The 17,795-nt window shown below is 46.4% G+C and carries 16 protein-coding genes; 8 read left to right on the top strand and 8 right to left on the bottom strand.

The genetic code is table 11. The features are described from left to right. Nucleotides 1-113 precede the first annotated feature (113 nt). Nucleotides 114-641, top strand: a complete 528-nt coding sequence (locus IQ263_RS07460) for a DUF4330 domain-containing protein (protein ID WP_194011245.1) — start codon at nucleotides 114-116, stop codon at nucleotides 639-641. 293 nt (nucleotides 642-934) lie between these two features. On the opposite strand, the gene IQ263_RS07455 is transcribed toward IQ263_RS07460, so the two are convergent. Beyond that, nucleotides 935-1,840, bottom strand: a complete 906-nt coding sequence (locus tag IQ263_RS07455; protein ID WP_194066871.1) for an alpha/beta fold hydrolase — start codon at nucleotides 1,838-1,840, stop codon at nucleotides 935-937. 549 nt (nucleotides 1,841-2,389) lie between these two features. On the opposite strand from IQ263_RS07455, the gene IQ263_RS07450 reads away from it, so the two are divergent. Continuing rightward, the gene (locus tag IQ263_RS07450) at nucleotides 2,390-2,968 is read left to right on the top strand and encodes a hypothetical protein (protein ID WP_228049865.1); all 579 of its coding nucleotides are present in this window, start codon (nucleotides 2,390-2,392) and stop codon (nucleotides 2,966-2,968) included. Here the strand turns inward: IQ263_RS07450 and IQ263_RS07445 are convergent. From IQ263_RS07445 to IQ263_RS07435, 3 genes are all read right to left on the bottom strand, one after another. Further along, nucleotides 2,936-3,877, bottom strand: coding sequence for a hypothetical protein (locus tag IQ263_RS07445; protein WP_194066869.1), 942 nt, complete (start codon nucleotides 3,875-3,877; stop codon nucleotides 2,936-2,938). The genes IQ263_RS07450 and IQ263_RS07445 overlap by 33 nt on opposite strands. 268 nt (nucleotides 3,878-4,145) lie before the next feature. Next, nucleotides 4,146-4,292: a hypothetical protein gene (locus IQ263_RS07440; RefSeq protein ID WP_194066868.1), complete on the bottom strand. Its 147-nt coding sequence runs from the start codon at nucleotides 4,290-4,292 to the stop codon at nucleotides 4,146-4,148. A gap of 190 nt (nucleotides 4,293-4,482) precedes the next feature. Further along, entirely contained in the window at nucleotides 4,483-4,728 is a 246-nt protein-coding gene (locus IQ263_RS07435; RefSeq protein WP_194066867.1) for a hypothetical protein, read from the bottom strand. A 249-nt stretch (nucleotides 4,729-4,977) separates the two neighbouring features. Here IQ263_RS07435 and IQ263_RS07430 point away from each other — a divergent pair, with 249 nt between their 5' ends. The 3 genes from IQ263_RS07430 (at nucleotide 4,978) to IQ263_RS07420 (ending at nucleotide 8,744) form a co-directional block, all read left to right on the top strand. Continuing rightward, a complete protein-coding gene (locus tag IQ263_RS07430; protein ID WP_194066866.1) occupies nucleotides 4,978-5,865 on the top strand; it encodes an MBL fold metallo-hydrolase in 888 nt (295 codons plus the stop codon). A 211-nt stretch (nucleotides 5,866-6,076) separates the two neighbouring features. After that, complete coding sequence (locus tag IQ263_RS07425) at nucleotides 6,077-7,294, top strand: bifunctional riboflavin kinase/FAD synthetase (RefSeq protein WP_194066865.1); 1,218 nt, start codon at nucleotides 6,077-6,079, stop codon at nucleotides 7,292-7,294. Between the two features lie 541 nt (nucleotides 7,295-7,835). After that, nucleotides 7,836-8,744, top strand: coding sequence for an AAA family ATPase (locus IQ263_RS07420; protein ID WP_194066864.1), 909 nt, complete (start codon nucleotides 7,836-7,838; stop codon nucleotides 8,742-8,744). Nucleotides 8,745-9,005: 261 nt separating this feature from the next. On the opposite strand, the gene IQ263_RS07415 is transcribed toward IQ263_RS07420, so the two are convergent. Then, nucleotides 9,006-10,211 (bottom strand): glycosyltransferase, encoded by a 1,206-nt coding sequence (locus IQ263_RS07415; RefSeq protein WP_194066863.1) that lies wholly within the window; start codon nucleotides 10,209-10,211, stop codon nucleotides 9,006-9,008. Nucleotides 10,212-10,593: 382 nt separating this feature from the next. Next, the gene (locus IQ263_RS07410; RefSeq protein WP_194066862.1) at nucleotides 10,594-10,800 is read right to left on the bottom strand and encodes a hypothetical protein; all 207 of its coding nucleotides are present in this window, start codon (nucleotides 10,798-10,800) and stop codon (nucleotides 10,594-10,596) included. Nucleotides 10,801-10,914: 114 nt separating this feature from the next. Between IQ263_RS07410 and IQ263_RS07405 the strand changes: the two genes are divergently transcribed. After that, complete coding sequence (locus IQ263_RS07405) at nucleotides 10,915-11,241, top strand: MgPME-cyclase complex family protein (RefSeq protein ID WP_194066861.1); 327 nt, start codon at nucleotides 10,915-10,917, stop codon at nucleotides 11,239-11,241. After that, nucleotides 11,238-11,975 carry a hypothetical protein gene (locus IQ263_RS07400; protein WP_194066860.1) on the top strand — a complete coding sequence of 246 codons (738 nt, stop codon included), beginning with the start codon at nucleotides 11,238-11,240 and terminating at the stop codon, nucleotides 11,973-11,975. Before IQ263_RS07405 ends, IQ263_RS07400 begins: the two co-directional genes overlap by 4 nt. A gap of 176 nt (nucleotides 11,976-12,151) precedes the next feature. Here the strand turns inward: IQ263_RS07400 and IQ263_RS07395 are convergent, their stop codons facing one another. Continuing rightward, nucleotides 12,152-14,245 (bottom strand): serine/threonine-protein kinase, encoded by a 2,094-nt coding sequence (locus tag IQ263_RS07395; RefSeq protein WP_194066859.1) that lies wholly within the window; start codon nucleotides 14,243-14,245, stop codon nucleotides 12,152-12,154. A gap of 346 nt (nucleotides 14,246-14,591) precedes the next feature. Continuing rightward, on the bottom strand, nucleotides 14,592-15,527 hold the full coding sequence (locus IQ263_RS07390; RefSeq protein ID WP_194066858.1) for an NAD-dependent epimerase/dehydratase family protein: 936 nt from the start codon (nucleotides 15,525-15,527) through the stop codon (nucleotides 14,592-14,594). Between the two features lie 230 nt (nucleotides 15,528-15,757). Between IQ263_RS07390 and dnaG the strand changes: the two genes are divergently transcribed. Continuing rightward, entirely contained in the window at nucleotides 15,758-17,758 is a 2,001-nt protein-coding gene (gene dnaG / locus IQ263_RS07385; protein ID WP_194066857.1) for a DNA primase, read from the top strand. Nucleotides 17,759-17,795 lie beyond the last annotated feature (37 nt).

Raw genomic sequence — 17,795 nt, 5'->3', positions numbered from 1 at the left:
TAAGAGACAGCCCCTCACCGACTCTGTAAGTCCTGCGGATTTTGGGCGATCGTTGTGGTAATATCTTTTGGCTTGTACAGATACTCCTGTCGCTGTCCGTTTATAGGCGATTTATGAAAATTTTAGATTCTCAAGGCCGGCTGTTCGGCAAACTCAGCATTCTAGACGTATGTGCCGCAATGATTGTGCTGCTAGTTGCAGTCGGCATCTTCTTTTTTCCCGGCACATCGGGCGGTTCCGTCGCCCAAGTCGGCGGCGCTAGTGTTAAATCTGTAGAGATTGATGCAATTGCGATCGGACTCAAAGGCACGAACTTCCCAGAGTTGTTCAAAGCTGGCGATAAAATCAACGTAGTTATCCGCAACCAGCCCGCCGGTCAGATTACGATCAAATCCGTCAAAACTATCACCAGAACCCTCGCAGTTCCCCAGCCCAACGGTACTCTCAAAGCTCTCCCCGATCCCCGAGAAGAAGAATCCTTCAGCAGAAATATGATGTTTACCCTAGAAGGAAAAGGTCAAATTACTGACAACGGCCCGGTTTTAGGAAATACGAAGGTTAAAATTGGCACTACCCTAGAACTTGAAGGCAAAAAATACATTTTCAATGCCAGCGTCATCGACGTGCGAGTCAAAGAATAGTCATTAGTCATTAGTCATTAGTCATTAGTCATTAGTCATTAGCATTTCGAGTTCTCCTATGAGGTTCTGTCGGCTTCCGCGCGCATACCTCACAACGCGATCGAACCGCTATAATAGGGAAGGGGGGAAGAGGGAATTCATATTTCTTCTTCCCCCCTTCCGTCTTCCGTCTTCCGTCTTCCGTCTTCCTTCTTTCTTCTTCCTGATGACTTTGTACGGAAAGCTCGGAGGCGACAGCACTAATGACTGATGACTAATGACTAATGACTAATGACTAATGACTAATGACTTCTTCACCCTTGAGAAAGCACCCTTAAATATTGTCGAATTAAGCCAACAGTCACAGCCGGAATTTCCAACTGCGGAGTCAAACCCACATTTTCCAGAGATTGAAAAACTTTGATTGCTTCGGGGTTGAGATTGGCCAATCGCTGGCCGATATCCGGGCTGGTAAACTGCGATTTTTCTCCCCAAATAATCGCTGTCGGCGTTGTTAGCTGAGTGATGTACAGCGACAAATCAAAGCACAAATCTCCCCGCACAAAAGACAGGGCGGCATATTCTGCATTTGGTTCTAAGGCAGATTCGAGGTAAGCATCGACAATTTCTTGGTAGACGCGGCGCGAATCGGCAAATTGGCGCTGTTCTAAGAAGCTGCGAATCCCGCCGTCTGTGGCGATGGCCGTACTGTAGAGCAAACGGTCTAAAATTGGCGTGTTGACTAGCTTAGCGAAGAAACTGCTGCCGTAATCCTGTCCGAAGTCCGACAAACCGCTTGGTGTTGTCAAAATAAGCGATTTGAACAGATCCGGGCGGGCGATCGCCGCTCGAATCGCGATCGCCCCTGTCAGCGAAGAAGCGATCGCATCCGTCGGACTGTCGCAAGTTTTTTCCAGAAATTCAATCAAAGTTGTGATATAATCTTCGACTTGATAATTTCTCGGCGGATGTTCCGATCGCCCCCAACCGATTAAATCCGGTGCTAAAATTCGATATTCCGCTGCAAAAGCCGGATAAACTTTCGACCATTCGTAGGCACTAGACCCGCCCCCAAAACCGTGGAAAAATACCAAATTCGGTTTGTTTTCCGATGCCGGGGCAGACAATTCGAGCCAAGGCATTTTTTCAGCAGTGTAGTACACCATTCTGCCGAGAGAAGTAACTATCGATCGCTGACCGAAGCCGAGGGGCATAAGCATAAATAAACCTCAATCGCTGTTAGATTTTAGCTTTTCCTCCGCAGCCGGGCCTCAATTTAAAATTGTTGCAAAGCTAGCGGAGTTTTTGTAAAGATTAAGTATTGATTTCAATCTATTTTAGTACAAATCAAGCCTGAAACTACGGACAGCAACTAAGTTGTGCGATTTTGGGGACTTTTGCCCTGTAGTTATCTTCACCCTTGCTTGCCTACCGTCGATCGGAGATAATAGCAAAATGATGGGTAAGACCCCTCAAAAGCACCGAGTCGGTTCGCCAAGCTCGAAAGCAGGAGTATTCGATTTCGCTTTTAAACCGACCGCTGGTTTGCTGCCGTGAGCCAATCAAGAATAATTAATTACCATATTTTGCGGAGCAGTCGATTTTGAGGTTGAAAGTCCTTGTTAGAGGCGATCGGTTTTCGATTCCGGCGTTGCAGGTTTGGCAATTTCCCGCCTCGCCACTATCAATTCCCAAACACCAGAAACAACCAATTTCAGGGAGATTTACTAAAAATGCAACTGCTCAGGAAACGGGATCGCGAGGGTTTTATGGTTGACGCACAGAGTCTTCGATCGGACGGGTTTGCAGAATTTGATACAGCCTGTCGAAGCATGGATTTAAACGGCAAAAAGTCTTTAGTCGCCATTCCCGAACGATCGGGCGCTGGGCTAGACGTGCGATCGCGCGCCACGGTACCGGCGATCGTCCGCCTAGCTTTAGAAGATTTGAAATGCTTTGAAGTAGTAGAACACCAGTTTGCACATTGGGGGGTGACTTTTAGCAATGCTGTAGCCATCCAACCTTCAAACCCAGCATTTTTCACCAGTTTTGGGAGAACAGTGCTAATGGGAGCGCCAAAAAGCGGATTGATAGAAGTAACTTTCAAGCATCCTGTTCGCAGCGTGTCAGGACTTGTCACCAGTTCGCGGCGAACTGTTTTATCGGCTTGCGACATTGACGGACACCTAATTGTTCAGGATGAAATGCCTGCACCGAATCTGGTAGGCTCTAATTCTCCGATCGCCCCTAGCACTCCCCTGCGTGTCAAAGCTCCGAATATTCATCGAATTACTTTTTATGCTTTTGACGGTCAGCTAATAGTCGATGACTTTATTTTTGGATTTTGAACTGGTGCCATAGGTATCATCCCAAGTCTGCAAACCTTCGAGAAGGGCATTGCGGACTAAAGCTTCCGGTTCTTGACTCAGCATCAGGCGAAAACACTCGGCAGCGCGGGTTAGGGCTATCCTGTTCCTTGGCTTGGCGGGCTGATTTTTGACAAAACTCCGATGGCCAAACCCACCGTTATTTACCAAATCGGTCATTTGCCGCACTGCAATCAAACGCTTCACGGGGTCAGCATCGGTCAAATCTGCCAGGATGCGATCGACCGTGGCTTCATCTTTTGAGGCTCCCATACTCAGCGCTTGTCGCAGCAGCAGCCCTGCAATGGCGATCGTCCCAAAGTTTTGCAAAATCAGGCTCGCAGCCATCCAGTGGCTGCTTGAGTCCGCCCAAATCGCCAAACTCATGTAAGCGCCCAAGGTAGCAATGCCGCCGGTGCCCGCTGCTAAAATAAACCGACGGTTCGGGCTATCCCAAAATTGCTCGACTTGCGATCGCAGCAATTGCCACTCCCGCGACTCTCCTCGGTAAACCAGCATCATGGCTGCGATTCCGAGCCCTGTCGAAAACAGTAACTGACTGTTCCACAACGCCCAAATTGCTGCCAGGGTGATAACTGTCAGCCAACCTTTCGATCGAGTCAAACGATTTAGCAACCACTTGACAAAGCCGATAGAACCCACAGGCGATCGGGCCCGATCGGTCTTGGCCTCAGCCCGGAAATATCTTGTTTGGGCAGTCTCTGGGAATCCTCTAGAGCGATCGTCCAGACTGAGTTCTCTCAAACCTCGCGCATCAGTGATATCCTCAGACAGGTCGAGGGGGGGGAGCTTACTGAGTTGCCAAGTGCGATCGGATACTTGCACTGGCGATCTATTCAGCTTGGTTGTAGTTTTTTTAACTTGATTCATAGTGACTTTTTTGATAAATAACTTACATTTATCCCGGCGTTTTTAGCACGGATTTAAATGCTCGGAAAACAAGACTCTGACACTAGACTTGAGTTGCACTCTGCATCGCAGATTATATTGAATTATCTGCGTCGGTCGGTGTCGATCCGGTTGAAATCTGGCGTTAACCGATCGAATATTGATGCAATCTTGGTCTCCTCTATGATATCATCGGAAATTAAAACCCGTCGTGGTGAACACCTCAACTGCGCTGAATTCCCAGCCATCATTACAAAAAATCCAGCAATTGCAGATTGTTAAAAAAAGTACGAATACAGGTCAACAGCGAATATTTCTGACTCACTTTTGAGACAGTGCGGGCGATCGCACCGCGCCGCGGGCCGACAAGCAGTCCCCCAAAGAATACGCGACGCAAATTTAGCCTTTGGGGCCTGGGCCCGGGAAATCGTCGCTGTGCCCGGATGTCCAATCGGGCTGTGTTCGCAGGTTGAGCGTTTGGATCGACAGCCGCAGGTGAAACCCCAGAATTGCAACAGTCTTGTGGGAAAATCCATAGCAGGATCGTTCCTAAACTGCTAAGATTTTTGAATAAGAATCCGAAATAATCAAGTCTGGTAAATTAGCCGTAATTCTAGTATGGGGCAGGAAGCGTCGCGCCCGATCGCCAACCAACCCAGATATCTCGATATTACGGTCGATCGACCCGAAATGATAGCATCCAAGCCGCTTCCGGTGGTTCCAACCCGTAAACCTGCAGCGCCAAAACCGACTGCTGCAGCTTGTACCGGCAAGGGCGGAAGCAGGAGAAATATAGACTGCAAGACCAGACTCAGGCCCAAGTTCTGCTTCAAATTGTGTCTGCAAGGGTTAGGCTAGTGAAGAAAAGAAAATAATAGTTGCGATCGAGACTTCATCAGTCTACGTTGTAATTTCTTATCCTGTCGTCAAGCTCAACAGTTTTAGATTCTCTGGCAAACGAAATGCTTGACACCGATCGTGCAAAACTCGACAGTCAAAGAACAGAGGTTTGACGGCAAAGCCCTTACCAATATGTAAACATTTTACCGATGGCTCGCCGGAGTAATCTTGCAGGAAAACCCATGTCTAGTATGCAAAACCAATTCACGGTTCACTTCTGGGGCGTTAGAGGTAGCATAGCCTCTCCCGGAGCCGAAACAGTACGTTACGGGGGCAACACACCCTGTATAGAAATGCGAGTGGGTGAGAGCCGCCTAATTTTTGATGGCGGTACTGGATTGCGGGTTTTGGGACAAACTCTCCTGTCGCAGATGCCCGTAGAAGCTCATATGTTTTTTACTCACTCCCACTGGGATCACATTCAAGGATTCCCATTTTTTGTCCCCGCTTTTCTTAAGGGTAATTGTTTTCACATCTATGGGGCAGTGGCTCCTAATAAGGCTACGATCCAGCAGCGGCTAAACGACCAGATGCTTCACCCCAATTTTCCCGTGCCTCTGCAAATTATGGGGGCCGACCTGAAATTTAACGATATAGAAGTGGGCAAACCGCTGGAAATCGGAGAAATCAAGGTGGAAACTGCTTTGTTGAACCATCCGGGGGAAGCTATGGGCTACCGGGTGAACTGGCGGGGCTATGCGGCGGCTTACGTGACTGATACCGAACATTTTCCCGATCGTTTAGACGAAAATGTGCTGTATTTGGCTCGGGATGCTGAGGTGCTGATCTACGATGCTACTTATACCGATGAGGAGTATTATGCGGAAAAGTCTAGCAGGGTTGGCTGGGGACATTCGACTTGGCAGGAAGCGGTGAAGGTGGCAAAGGCTGCTAATGTCAAGAAGCTGGTGATTTTTCACCACGACCCGCTACACAATGACGAGTTTTTAGACAAGGTGGGAGAGCAGGTGGCTCAAAGGTTCCCGAACAGTTTGATGGCGCGGGAAGGTTTGTCGTTACAGTTGCTTCCTCCGGGTGAGATATCTGAAGAAGTCGGTGCAAGCGCCTAAAGTGCTTGTCTGAGGAATTTGAGATTGGCCTGCAAGTTCTGAAATCTTGAGGTCGGAAATTTCAAATTGAAGTTAGGACTGACCTTACTTACCTAAAGACGAGAGACCTCCGAGACTCTCGCAGCGCGAGAGTCAATTCTTTAATCTTTAATCTTTCATCTCAAATCGACGCTTCGATCGCACGCGGGCTAATTATGTCAAAATGTAAAGCGTGTTGCTAACTTCTTCCTGTACCGCTGCTCTGACTCCAACTGCCGTTGCCTTGGGAAACTTTGATGGTTTGCACCTAGGGCACCGACAAGTCGTGCAGCCAATTTTAAATCGATCGCCTAAATCAAATTCTGCGACTGTTTCGGTGTCGGCGCAATCCTCGCGCTCAAACCCTGGCCAAGATGCAAATTTGGAAAGCAAACCTTCGGTAAGCTGGGACAACGACTCAGCAGCACCGCCCGATACAGCCGACAGCGGCCTTAATTTCAATGGTTCGATCGCCCTCGGTCAGGCTGTGGGTAACAGCTTCTCTGGGCTCGATTCTAATGGGGTAGATCGGCTTTACAGCACTGTGCTGACATTCGCTCCGCACCCGCAAGAATTTTTTACAGGTAAACCCAGAAAACTGCTGACACCTCTGGCCCAAAAGGTAGAATTGCTCGCAGCAATGGGTGTTGAGCAACTGGTACTGCTGCCGTTCGATCGAGAACTGGCGGCCTTGACTGCTGACGAGTTTGTCGAAAAAATTCTGGTGCGACAACTGCAAGCGAGTCGAATTAGCGTGGGGGTTGATTTTCGGTTCGGGCACCGACGCGCGGGGACGGCTGTGGATTTGCAGTCGATCGCCTCGGGTTACGGTATTGATGTGACTCTGGTAACGCTGCACAATTGCGATGAAGGCGATCGGATCAGCAGTTCTGCCATCCGAGAAGGTCTGGCATCCGGCGACCTCAGAAAAGCCAATCAGTTGCTGGGCAGATCCTACACTTTAGTCGGGACTGTGGTTGGAGGACAGCGACTCGGCAGGACGATCGGATTTCCTACTGCTAATATCGAACTGCCGCCAGAAAAATTTTTGCCTTGTTTTGGCGTGTACGCGGTGCGAGTCTCGGTGAAAAATGGAGGAGAAAATATCAAATATCCAAATTCTTCCTATAAGTGGGAAAATCCGCAATCTTTAATCGCCCAAAAACCGTCAAATTTATCATTCATAAATGGAGTGATGAATATTGGCCGCCGCCCGACGGTAGACGGTTTACAACTCACTGTAGAAGTTCACTTGTTAGATTGGTCGGGGGATTTGTACGGTAAAACCTTGAGCGCAAGTTTGGTAGAGTTTTTGCGACCCGAACAAAAATTCGCATCTCTGGATGCTCTCAAAACTCAAATTAAAGCCGATTGCGATGTTGCTAGAAAAGTTTTAGCTGCTAATGGTTAATATATCTATTGCAAAAATATTTGTTAATCCAAACTTCGGAGCGGCTAGAAGCCCATCCGAATTATGAATTCATTGTGTACAGTTTTACTTGGGCGATTGAAATCGCGTCTACACAAACGAAGTCCTAGCTGAGAGGAACTAGGAATCAAATAACCAGCAATGAAAAACCAACAATTAGCAAAGTAAATCAACGTAATTAACGTAAAAGGGGGAACGCTTAAAAAGCTAGCTGTGTATTTCTTCTTCCTTGTTCCTTCAATCTAATGACTAATGACTAATGACTAATGACTAATGACTACTGACTACTGACTACTGACTAATGACTACTGACTACTGACTACTGACTACTGACTACTGACTACTGACTACTGACTACTGACTACTGACTAATGACTAATGACTACTGACTACTGACTACTGACTACTGACTACTGACTACTGACTACTGACTACTGACTACTGACTACTGACTACTGACTACTGACTACTGACTACTGACTACTGACTACTGACTAATAACTTCTACTTAAAAATCAGGGATATGAGAGAACACATTGAGCGGCTAAAACAAAATCTAGGCAAGACGATTGTGGGAAAAGCGGATGCTATTCGCTTGGTGCTTGTAGCCGTGCTTTCGGGCGGGCACGCGCTGCTGGAAGATGTGCCTGGTGTAGGAAAAACGCTGCTGGCGAAGTCTTTGGCGCGATCGATCGATGGGAAGTTTCAGCGGATTCAGTGCACTCCCGATTTGTTACCGACTGATATCACCGGTACTAATATTTGGAATCCCCGCAGCGGAGAGTTTGAATTTTTGCCCGGGCCAGTTTTTGCTAATGTTTTGCTTGCTGATGAAATCAACCGGGCGACGCCGCGAACTCAGTCTGCTTTGCTGGAAGTGATGGAAGAAAAGCAGGTGACGGTAGACGGAATTTCTCGGAGTGTTCCGGCACCGTTTTTTGTGATTGCGACTCAAAACCCGATCGAATATCAAGGCACTTTTCCGCTACCGGAAGCGCAGATGGATCGGTTTACTTTGTCTTTGACTTTGGGCTATCCCGCTGCGTTGGAAGAGTTGCAAATGTTGGAACGGCTGTCTGATACTTTTGCAGTTGAGGATTTGCAGCCTTGTATTTCTTTATCTGAGGTGCAGGAATTGCGCCGCTTGTGTGCTGCGGTGAAGGTAGAAGGCTCTTTGAAGCAGTATATTGTTGATTTGGTGCGATCGACCCGCGAGGATGAAGAGATTACTCTGGGAGTGAGTCCCCGGGGTGCGGTGGCTTTACACCGGGCGTCCCAGGCTTTGGCATTTATGGAGGGCCGGGATTTTGCTACTGATGATGATGTTAAGTATGTGGCGCCGCACGTACTTTCTCACCGGTTGATTCCGGCGGGGGGAAGGAGGGCTAAGACGATTGTTGATAAGTTGTTGAAATCTGTTCCTATTCCTTAAAAAGCATTGAGATTAATATTATCCACAGTCAGGACACGGCAATGCCGTGTCCCTACAATTAATCGGGCGATGGTGACATTTTAGGGGATCTCGTGATTATTTTGGGGTAGGGAAACGGCACTGCCGTGTCCTCAGTTGCTTGTTTTCTCGCGAGAAAAATTGATTGTTTTGAGGTAGGGAAACGGCATTGCTGTATCCTTTTTATATCAAATATTTTGGGTAGGGAAACGGCATTGCCGTATCCTCAATTGCCTTTTTAAATCACTCGATAGAACTTTCAAACAGCGCGACTAATTTTTTTGCTTCTAAATCGATATTGTGTTGTTTAGCTACCCGTTCTGCTCCTGTTTTCCCCATTTCTTCTAGCTTTTCTAAAGGTGCTTCCAAGGCCGCGCGCATCGCCACAGCTAATGCTTCTACGGAACCGGGAGGAACTAACCAACCGCAAACACCGGGTTCTACGAGTTCCGGGATGCCGGCAACATAGGTGCTAATTACGGGCCGATTCAGAGCGAGGGCTTCCATAATTACGACGGGTAAACCTTCGGCAAAACTTGGCAATACCATGGCGCGGGAAGCTAAAATTTCTTGCTGAACTCGATCGCCACTGGCCCAGCCGGTAATTTCTATATAGTTTTGCAGATTGAGTTGTGCAATCTGCTGTTCAATTTCAGCTCGCAGCGGCCCGTCTCCAACAAATACCAATTTAAACTCCAAGCCTTGAACTGCTAGCTTGCTGGCGGCTTCTAGCAATAACAAATGGCCTTTTTGTTCGCTGAGCCTGCCGACACAAACTAGGCGGGGTGCTGCGGGTATGGGGACGTGCGGGTGAACTAAAAATGCTGCATCGACTCCGCAGTGTATGACGTGGATTTTTGACCAATAAGTGCGATCGCACCACCGAAAAAGCTGACTTTTACCGAAGGAACTGACTGCTGCTACAAAGGTCGATCGTTTAATTTTTTCGTCTAAGGAAAGAAGTGTAGCTTTATCAAATTCTTCGGGGCCGTGAACTGTGAAACTGTAAGTCGGGCCGCCCAGCACGCGGCACAGCATGGCAACTGTTGTGGAATTTGTGCCGAAGTGAGCGTGAACGTGTTCTGTACCGGATTCTGCAAACCAATTTAAAAGAATGCAAGCTTCTGCTAAATAAGCTAGATGCAGCAAAATCCCCCGTTCCGAGTGCCAGCCAACTTGGAACATTAACTGCACAGCTTGGAGGAATCGAATTGGTCTAGTTGCGGCAACGCGCAGCAAACCCCACGCTAGGCCCTGTACGCCAACTCCTAAGATTACTTTAGTCAATTCTTGCTCTAGTTTGTCGGCTTCATCAACGAGTTCTGACTCGCAGGATCGGACCGAAAAACGTGCGATTTTTATGCCGCATTTTTCCACTGCGAGTATTTCTCTGCGGACAAAGCTGTGGCTGACTTTGGGATATTGGTTGACTAGATAGGCGATATTCATGAAGGGGGAGAAAATTTTATGGTAAAACTTAGATAAGTTTAGCCTTTGGCTGCATTCCCTGGGCAACAAATTTAGCTGATTTGTTGAGCTTATTTGAGCATGGGTTGAGGGCGATCGCTTTTGGGGGAACGGGGAAGTGACAGCGGGGCGATCGCCCTGCGGCGCGAGCAAATCAATCCACACATTTTACATTTTTAATACAATAGTCAGGACTGTTTTTAGGTAGTAGTCACAAACCCTTGATTTTCCCGCAAGCAGTTTGCTCGCCATGAAAGCCTTTTTTTAGGGATCGCAATCAAAAACTCTCTCAAGTGTTTTCCTATGCAAACCACTCCCAATCAGGTTGAACAACCCCCAGATTTCCTGAATAATTGGTAATTATTCAACGTGCAATTCCATCTAATTTCCTATTGTCACCTAAATTTTCCCAAAAATCACCAGCCCGAAAAATCATCGCCCAAATCCCCAAAAAACCTGCAACTCTCGCAACTCTCACAACTCCCCGAACTCTCACCACCAAAGATTTTTCAGACACAACTTGCTCTGCACCTACCCAAGATGACAACAAATAAGGTAAAGTAAACGGCACAAGAGTTTAGAACTCTCAAACTGCCGCAACTCGGCCAACCCGCCCCTGACCAGCAAAACTGGCAGATACAGGCGGCTTTAACCGCTAACCGTCAACCCCTAACAACCGACAAAAATGCAAACCTACTACTACGTTTTAGCCAGCCAACGCTTTTTGCTAGAAGAAGAAGCCCTTGATGAAGTGTTTAAAGAAAGAATTCGCAATTACAACGAACAAGAAAAACAAATAGACTTCTGGTTGGTCAAACAGCCAGCTTTTCTAGAAGATGCGACAATGGCAGAAGTCAAAGCAAAATGCCCTCAACCCGCAGCAGCCATTATTTCCACCGATCCTGTTTTCATTACATGGTTGAAACTTCGACTAGAATATGTACTGACAGGTGAGTTTCAAGCACCGTCAGCAAATATTCCCGATGCCCTCGCATCGCTACAGACAGCATGAATCAACTAGCAAAAGAATCTACAGCTAAGCTAGGAAAATTAACGGGAAAATTGTACAATATTTTTGTCTTTTTTCCCCTATTTTCTGCTACGACGATCGCTCTTTTGACCTTGACAATTTTATCGAGTTCTGTTAAAGCTCAGTCGAGCTGCGAACCGCCGCTGTCCGACGAATATCTACTGTTAATTGTCACCCGAACACCCGAACAGCAAGAAAAAGCAAAACGCTCTTTTCCCGGAAATACTGACAATACAGTTTGTCGGTACATCAACGATACGGTGACGCGAGTTGGTGGCTTTCGCGACTCGCAAATTGCTAGCGATTGGGTTAAATATATCGAAGATGTTGTCGGATTGCAAGCTTATGTAGTACGATCGCCCGCAGCGGCACTTCCTCAAAATTTGCCCGTCTACAACCCTGAACCAGCAACAGGTTCTGAACCAATCGCCAATCCTCAAACCGGTAATATTGGGTTCAATCCCCAAGCCCTAGGCCCCGGTTATGCAGTGTTAGTGGATTATTTCAATCAACCGGAATTAGCCACCCAAGTCAAGCAAGCATTGGGCACGCAAGTAGGCTTGGCTTCCTACGGCCAGCGTCCTTTTTTATTCGTCGCTTATACCACGGATCAAAATGCCGCTACTGCTGCGGTAAAAGCATTGAGCGATCGAGGTTTTTGGCCGATGTTGGTAGACAGCCGCCGCGTTACGGTAATTAGTCCTGCTGTTAGGTGAAAGTTCACCTATCTCCATTATCATTCGGCGATTGAAATCGCTTCTTGTCGCACAAAGTCCGCGCAACGCGAGACTAAGAGTAATACCACGATCGTTCGGCGATTGAAATCGCTTTTTATCACACAAAGTCCGCGAAGGCGGACTAAGAAGTAATAGCAAATTTAGTTAAGAATTAATTATTGTTGTTTGAGCTGTAGCCCATTGTTTCCAAGCTGACTTTCGGCCCGCTTTTTTGCCTCGATTGCGGCTCCGTAATCCGGTTTGTAGCGAATTGCTTTATCATAGGAGGCGATCGCATCTCCGTATCTTTTTACCGCTACCAGCGCATTGCCGCGGCTGTACCAAGCTTCCGAATAGTCCGGCTTGACATAGACGGCTTCGTTGTAAGAGGCGATCGCATCTTCGTACCGCTGCAAATTGTACTGAGCATTGCCTCTATTGTACCAGGCTTGAAATTCTTTCGGATTCAAATCTAAGGCTTTGCTGTAACACTCAATTGCTTGTTCGTACCGACGCAATTCGTGGTACGACCAGCCTAAATTATACCATGCTTGATAATAATCTGGTTTTAATTTAACCGCTTTTTCGTAAGCTTCTACCGCTTCTTCATGCTTCCGCATTTTCAGCAAAGCGATGCCTTTACTGTACCAGGCTTGATAAAAATTTGGCTGAAACCGCACGGCTTTTTCGTAGGCTTCCAAAGCTTCTTGATTTTTGTTTAATTCTAGGAAAACATTGCCTAAATTGTACCAAGCCTCAGAATTGTCAAATTTGATTTCAACTGCTTGTTGATAGGATTCTACGGCGCGATCGTACTGTTTTAATTTTTGGTAAGCTTGCCCCATATTGTACCGCGCCCGGTACGAATTTGGCTGAAATTGTACGGCTTTTTCGTAGGATGCGATCGCTTCTTCGTAGCGCTGGGAATCTAACAGGGTATCGCCTTTTCCTTCCCACGCTGCGGCATAGTCGGGCTGGATTTTTAAAGCGTTGTCAAAAGATGCGATCGCCTCTTGAGACTGTTGCAACTTATCCAAAGCATAACCGCGTCCCGTCCAAGCTTCCAAATATTCCGGCTTTAATTCTATTGCTCGATCGTAAGCTAACTGCGATTCCCGATATTTTTTCAATTCATATAAAGTTTTAGCTTTTTCCTGCCAAACTTCCGCGTAGTCTGGCCTGAGAGTTATTGCTCGATCGTAAGCTGCCAGAGCTTCTTCAAATCGGCTTAAATTGTAAAGGGTATTTCCTCGGTTGTACAAATCAGTTGCATTGGCAGAATTAAAAGTATGTACACCATAAATTGATGCGAGAATCGTGATGCCAATCACGCCGGCGAGCGCCCCAATTTTTAAATATAGTTTTTGACCAGGTTTAGGCGACTTTTTCGCAGCAGCAACCGGAGGTAATATCGGAACAGTACCGCTGAAAGATTTTTTCAATTCTTTAATAGCTTCCAGTGTTTCGCCGGCACTAGAATAGCGCTGCCGAAAATCGTACTTTACCATCCGATCTAAAATCTTGGCAAATTCAGGACTCACCGATGCTTTATCCTGCCAAATAATTTCCTCTGTATTCGGATCTTTGGTCATTTGATGAGGATTGATGCCCGTGAGAAACTGAATTGCGATCGCCCCTGCGGCATAAATATCGCTGCTGAGTTTCGGATTACCGTGAGCTTGTTCGCTGGGCATATAACCGGGAGTTCCGATGCTCACACTTAAGCTATTCTTCGGCTGAGGATTAGTAATTTGAGTAGTGATTTCTTTAACTGCTCCAAAGTCGATTAACACTAACTTATTATCTCGATTTCGGCGCAGGATATTGCGAGGATTTACATCGCGGTGAATCACATTTTGCTGGTGTACAAAATCTAAGATTTCGAGAACTTCCTCCAATATACAAATAACTCGCTCTTCCTTCATGCCTCCGGCATTTCCCGGAGAAGCGGGCGTAATTTCTTGACTTAAATCGTGACCTTCGATAAATTCTTGAACGAGATAAAACTCTTGATTTTCTTCAAAATAAGCAAAAAGTTGCGGAATGCGATCGTGATTTCCCAACTTGTACAAAACCTGTGCTTCAGTATCGAACAAACGTCGGGCTATCTGTAGAGTTTCCGGATCGGTTGCTTGAGGTTTAAGCTGCTTGACGACACAGAGGTGATTGCCTGGTAGCTGTTTATCTTCAGCTAAATAAGTTTGAGCAAATCCGCCGCCTCCCAAGTGACGGATAATGCTGTAGCGCGTGCTGAGTGTGATTCCAAGCATGAAATTTACCTAATATTTCCGAGTCTTTCTCCCCTTTCGGAGTAAAACAGGGGTTGGGGGAAAGGTTTTGTATTTGATTAAGTTTAACTAATTTGCGATCGCCCTTGTGGCACAAAGCTTGTGAAAATACCAGTAGATTCTACCGACAATCGGTAAAATTGTCGGCGAATCATGTTAGCAGTGACATTTCAGATGCGTAGGATGCGGATTGTACACTTTACTTTGATTTAACATGGTTTAGACCCATGGGCTAGAAACCCGGTTTCTACGATTTTTACGAACAATAACGATAAATTTACGAAGAAACCGGGTTTCTGATGTCAGCGCGCGCCAGTTTGATTTTACCTTAAACAGCTTTCAAAATTTCATCATCAACCGAAAAATCTATCTCGGCTTTGTCCCTTCCCGAAACTACATAATCATTCTGAAAAGAATCTTTCAATCCCGAAACTAAGTCAAATTCTGGTTGCCAGTTAAGCTCGGTAACAGCTTTATTAACTGAGGCAAAAAAGTGCTGCACCCGCATCGGAAAAGCTTTCTTTTTACCGAAGTCAAATTGTTTCGGATCGTAGTGTACAATTTTGATAGCATCGGGCGATTTGCCGATCGCCTGAATGCAGGCGCGGGCTAAACCGTCAAAGGTGACAAATCGATCGCCCGAAACGTTGTAAATTTGCCCTCGAGCCCTTTCATTCCCCAAAACCGCCGCCATCGCCCTCGCCAAATCCTGACAGTGCCCCAACTGCGTGAAGTGCATACCGTTACCCGGAATCGGAATCGGGCGATCGCGCGCAATGCGATCGAAAAACCAAGCCTCCAAATCGTTATAATTTTGAGGCCCATAAATGTAAGTCGGACGGATCGAAGTCCAAGGCAAACCGGACTCGGCCAAGTAATTTTCCGTTTCGCACTTACCCAAATGCCGGCTTTTGGGATCGGTAGCATCCCCTTCCACGTGAGGCATTTGATCCGACTTCAAATAAACCCCCGCAGAGCTCATGTAAACAAAGTGCTGCACCCGCCCTTTAAATATCTCAGCTAAAGGCTTTGTATCGCTCAGTTCCCGACCGTTGTTGTCAAAAACAGCGTCAAACTCCTCTGTAGATAACTTGTCTTTAAGTTGGTCAAGATTTGTGCGATCGCCCAAAATCTGTTGCACGCCCGCAACCGGCACAGGCTTATTGCCCCGGTTAAACAACACCACCTCATGCCCTTGTGCTGCTAAAATTTTAGTAAGATAAACCCCAATAAACCGAGTACCGCCCATCATCAAAATTCGCATTATTTCCGATGCTCCTTACAGTTAGTTCAAATATTTTACAATAAAATCAGTATCTTGCTTTACTAACAGTTCGCGATCGCATCTAAGCCAAAGAAACCCGGTTTTTCAACCGAAGATCCGGGCCGCCACCTCTATATTTTCCCGAAAAATCCGGTTGCTGCGCCTGCGACTAACTCCGATGGTGCGATCCCCCGAAATAAACATACTTTGAAACCCCCTAAAAAAGCCCTATGCAAATTCCCCGGCTGCACCCAGAAACCATCGAAGAAGTCAAACAAAGAGCCGACATAGTAGACGTTATTTCCGGTCGCGTCATCCTGCGGAAACGCGGCAAAGAATTCGTCGGATTATGTCCCTTTCACGACGAAAAATCTCCCAGTTTTACCGTCAACCAAGCCAAACAAATGTACTATTGTTTCGGCTGTGGCGCAGGAGGAAATGCCTTTAAATTTCTCATGGAATTAGAGAAAAGATCCTTCAGCGAAGTCGTATTAGAACTTGCTAAAAATTATCAAGTACCAGTCAAAACAGTCGAACCAGAACACCGACAAGAATTGCAGCGCCAAATTTCCCTGCGCGAACAACTCTATGAAATCTCAGCACTAACAGCCAACTTTTACGAACACGCCTTGCGACAAACCCAAGGAGAAGAACCTTTAGCATATCTCAAATCCGATCGCCAACTCAGTGAAGAAACTATCCAACAATTTCAACTAGGTTATGCGCCCCAAGGTTGGGAAGCACTTTACAGTTATTTAGTAGAACAAAAAAACTATCCAGCGCAATTAGTAGAACAAGCTGGATTAATTGTACCGCGCAAATCAGGCGGTAGCGGCTATTACGATCGCTTCCGCAACCGCATCATGATTCCCATTCGCGACACCCAAGGCAGAGTCATCGGTTTCGGCGGCAGAGCTCTGGGCGACGAACAACCAAAATACCTCAATTCTCCCGAAACAGAACTTTTCGACAAAGGCAAAACCTTATATGCTCTAGATACAGCCAAAACAGCCATTAGCAAAGCCGATCGCGCGATCGTCGTAGAAGGGTACTTTGATGCGATCGCACTGCACGCAGCAGGCATCTCCAACGCCGTAGCATCCCTCGGCACCGCCCTGAGTTTAAACCAAGTGCGGCAGTTATTGCGGTACACAGACTCCAAACAAATTATCCTCAACTTCGACGCAGACAAAGCAGGAAATCAAGCAGCAGCGCGCGCCATTGGAGAAATAGAAAAACTCGCCTATCAAGGAGAAGTACAACTGCGAGTGCTCAACATTCCCGACGGCAAAGATGCCGACGAATACCTCAAAACATACTCCCCGCAACAGTATCGAGAATTGCTTGAAAATGCACCATTATGGCTCGACTGGCAACTACAACAAATGCTAGTAGATCGAGACTTGAAACAAGCAGATACTTACCAGCAAATTACCTCAAAAATTATCAAATTACTAACCAATATTACCGACGACAATCAGCTAACGCATTATTTACAAAAAGGCGCGGAAATCCTCAGTAAAGGAGATTCTCGACTCACCAAAATGCTAACCGAAAACTTACTCAATCAAGTAGTAAGCGATTGGGCAAAGCGGCAAAATCAAGACGAATCTTTGACAATGCCTCTATTGATTAGAAACAAGCTGAGGCCGAACAAACAATATAAAAAGCAGCGCGCCACCGACCAAAACCAAAGCTCAAAACCAGGCTTTTCAGCAGCAGCCCGCAGTCTGTTAGAAGAAGCAGAAGCGCAATTATTGCAGATTTATTTGCACTGTCCCGAATACCGCCAAGAAGTCAGAGAAGCAATAGAAGCTAGAGACGTGCAGTTTAGTCTTTCTCACCACAGATTTTTGTGGCATCAGATTGTGAATACAGAAATATTGCACAAAGCTTATTTACAAATAGCGCCGTCTGAGTTAGTTTTGAAATTGCAAGATATTTTGATAGAATATCCCACTCAACTCGATCAAATCTCCCATTTATTTCACTTAAACGAGTTTTCCGAAAAAAATGTTTATCGCGCACCTTTAGTAATTAGATCGACCATAGCTTGTATCGAGCAAATTATCAGCATCAAGCGGCGGAAAATTGCACTAGATATGTGGAAAAAAACCGATGCTGCTATCGAATATTATCAACAACTCTGCGCCGAACAAGAATGGATAGAAGAATTAGAGAGGCTGCGTCAAGTTAATTTTTACGATTTAACCTCCGTACCTTGGGCTTGAGGTGAAGGACTAAAGTTCTGACTTCAGTCCTTTCTAC

Origin of the sequence: Tychonema sp. LEGE 06208, from assembly GCF_015207505.1 — a bacterium.
In the GTDB taxonomy this organism is placed as follows: domain Bacteria; phylum Cyanobacteriota; class Cyanobacteriia; order Cyanobacteriales; family Microcoleaceae; genus Microcoleus.
The sequence above is the reverse complement of the archived record's forward strand: the minus strand, read 5'-3'. Positions and strand labels throughout refer to the sequence as shown.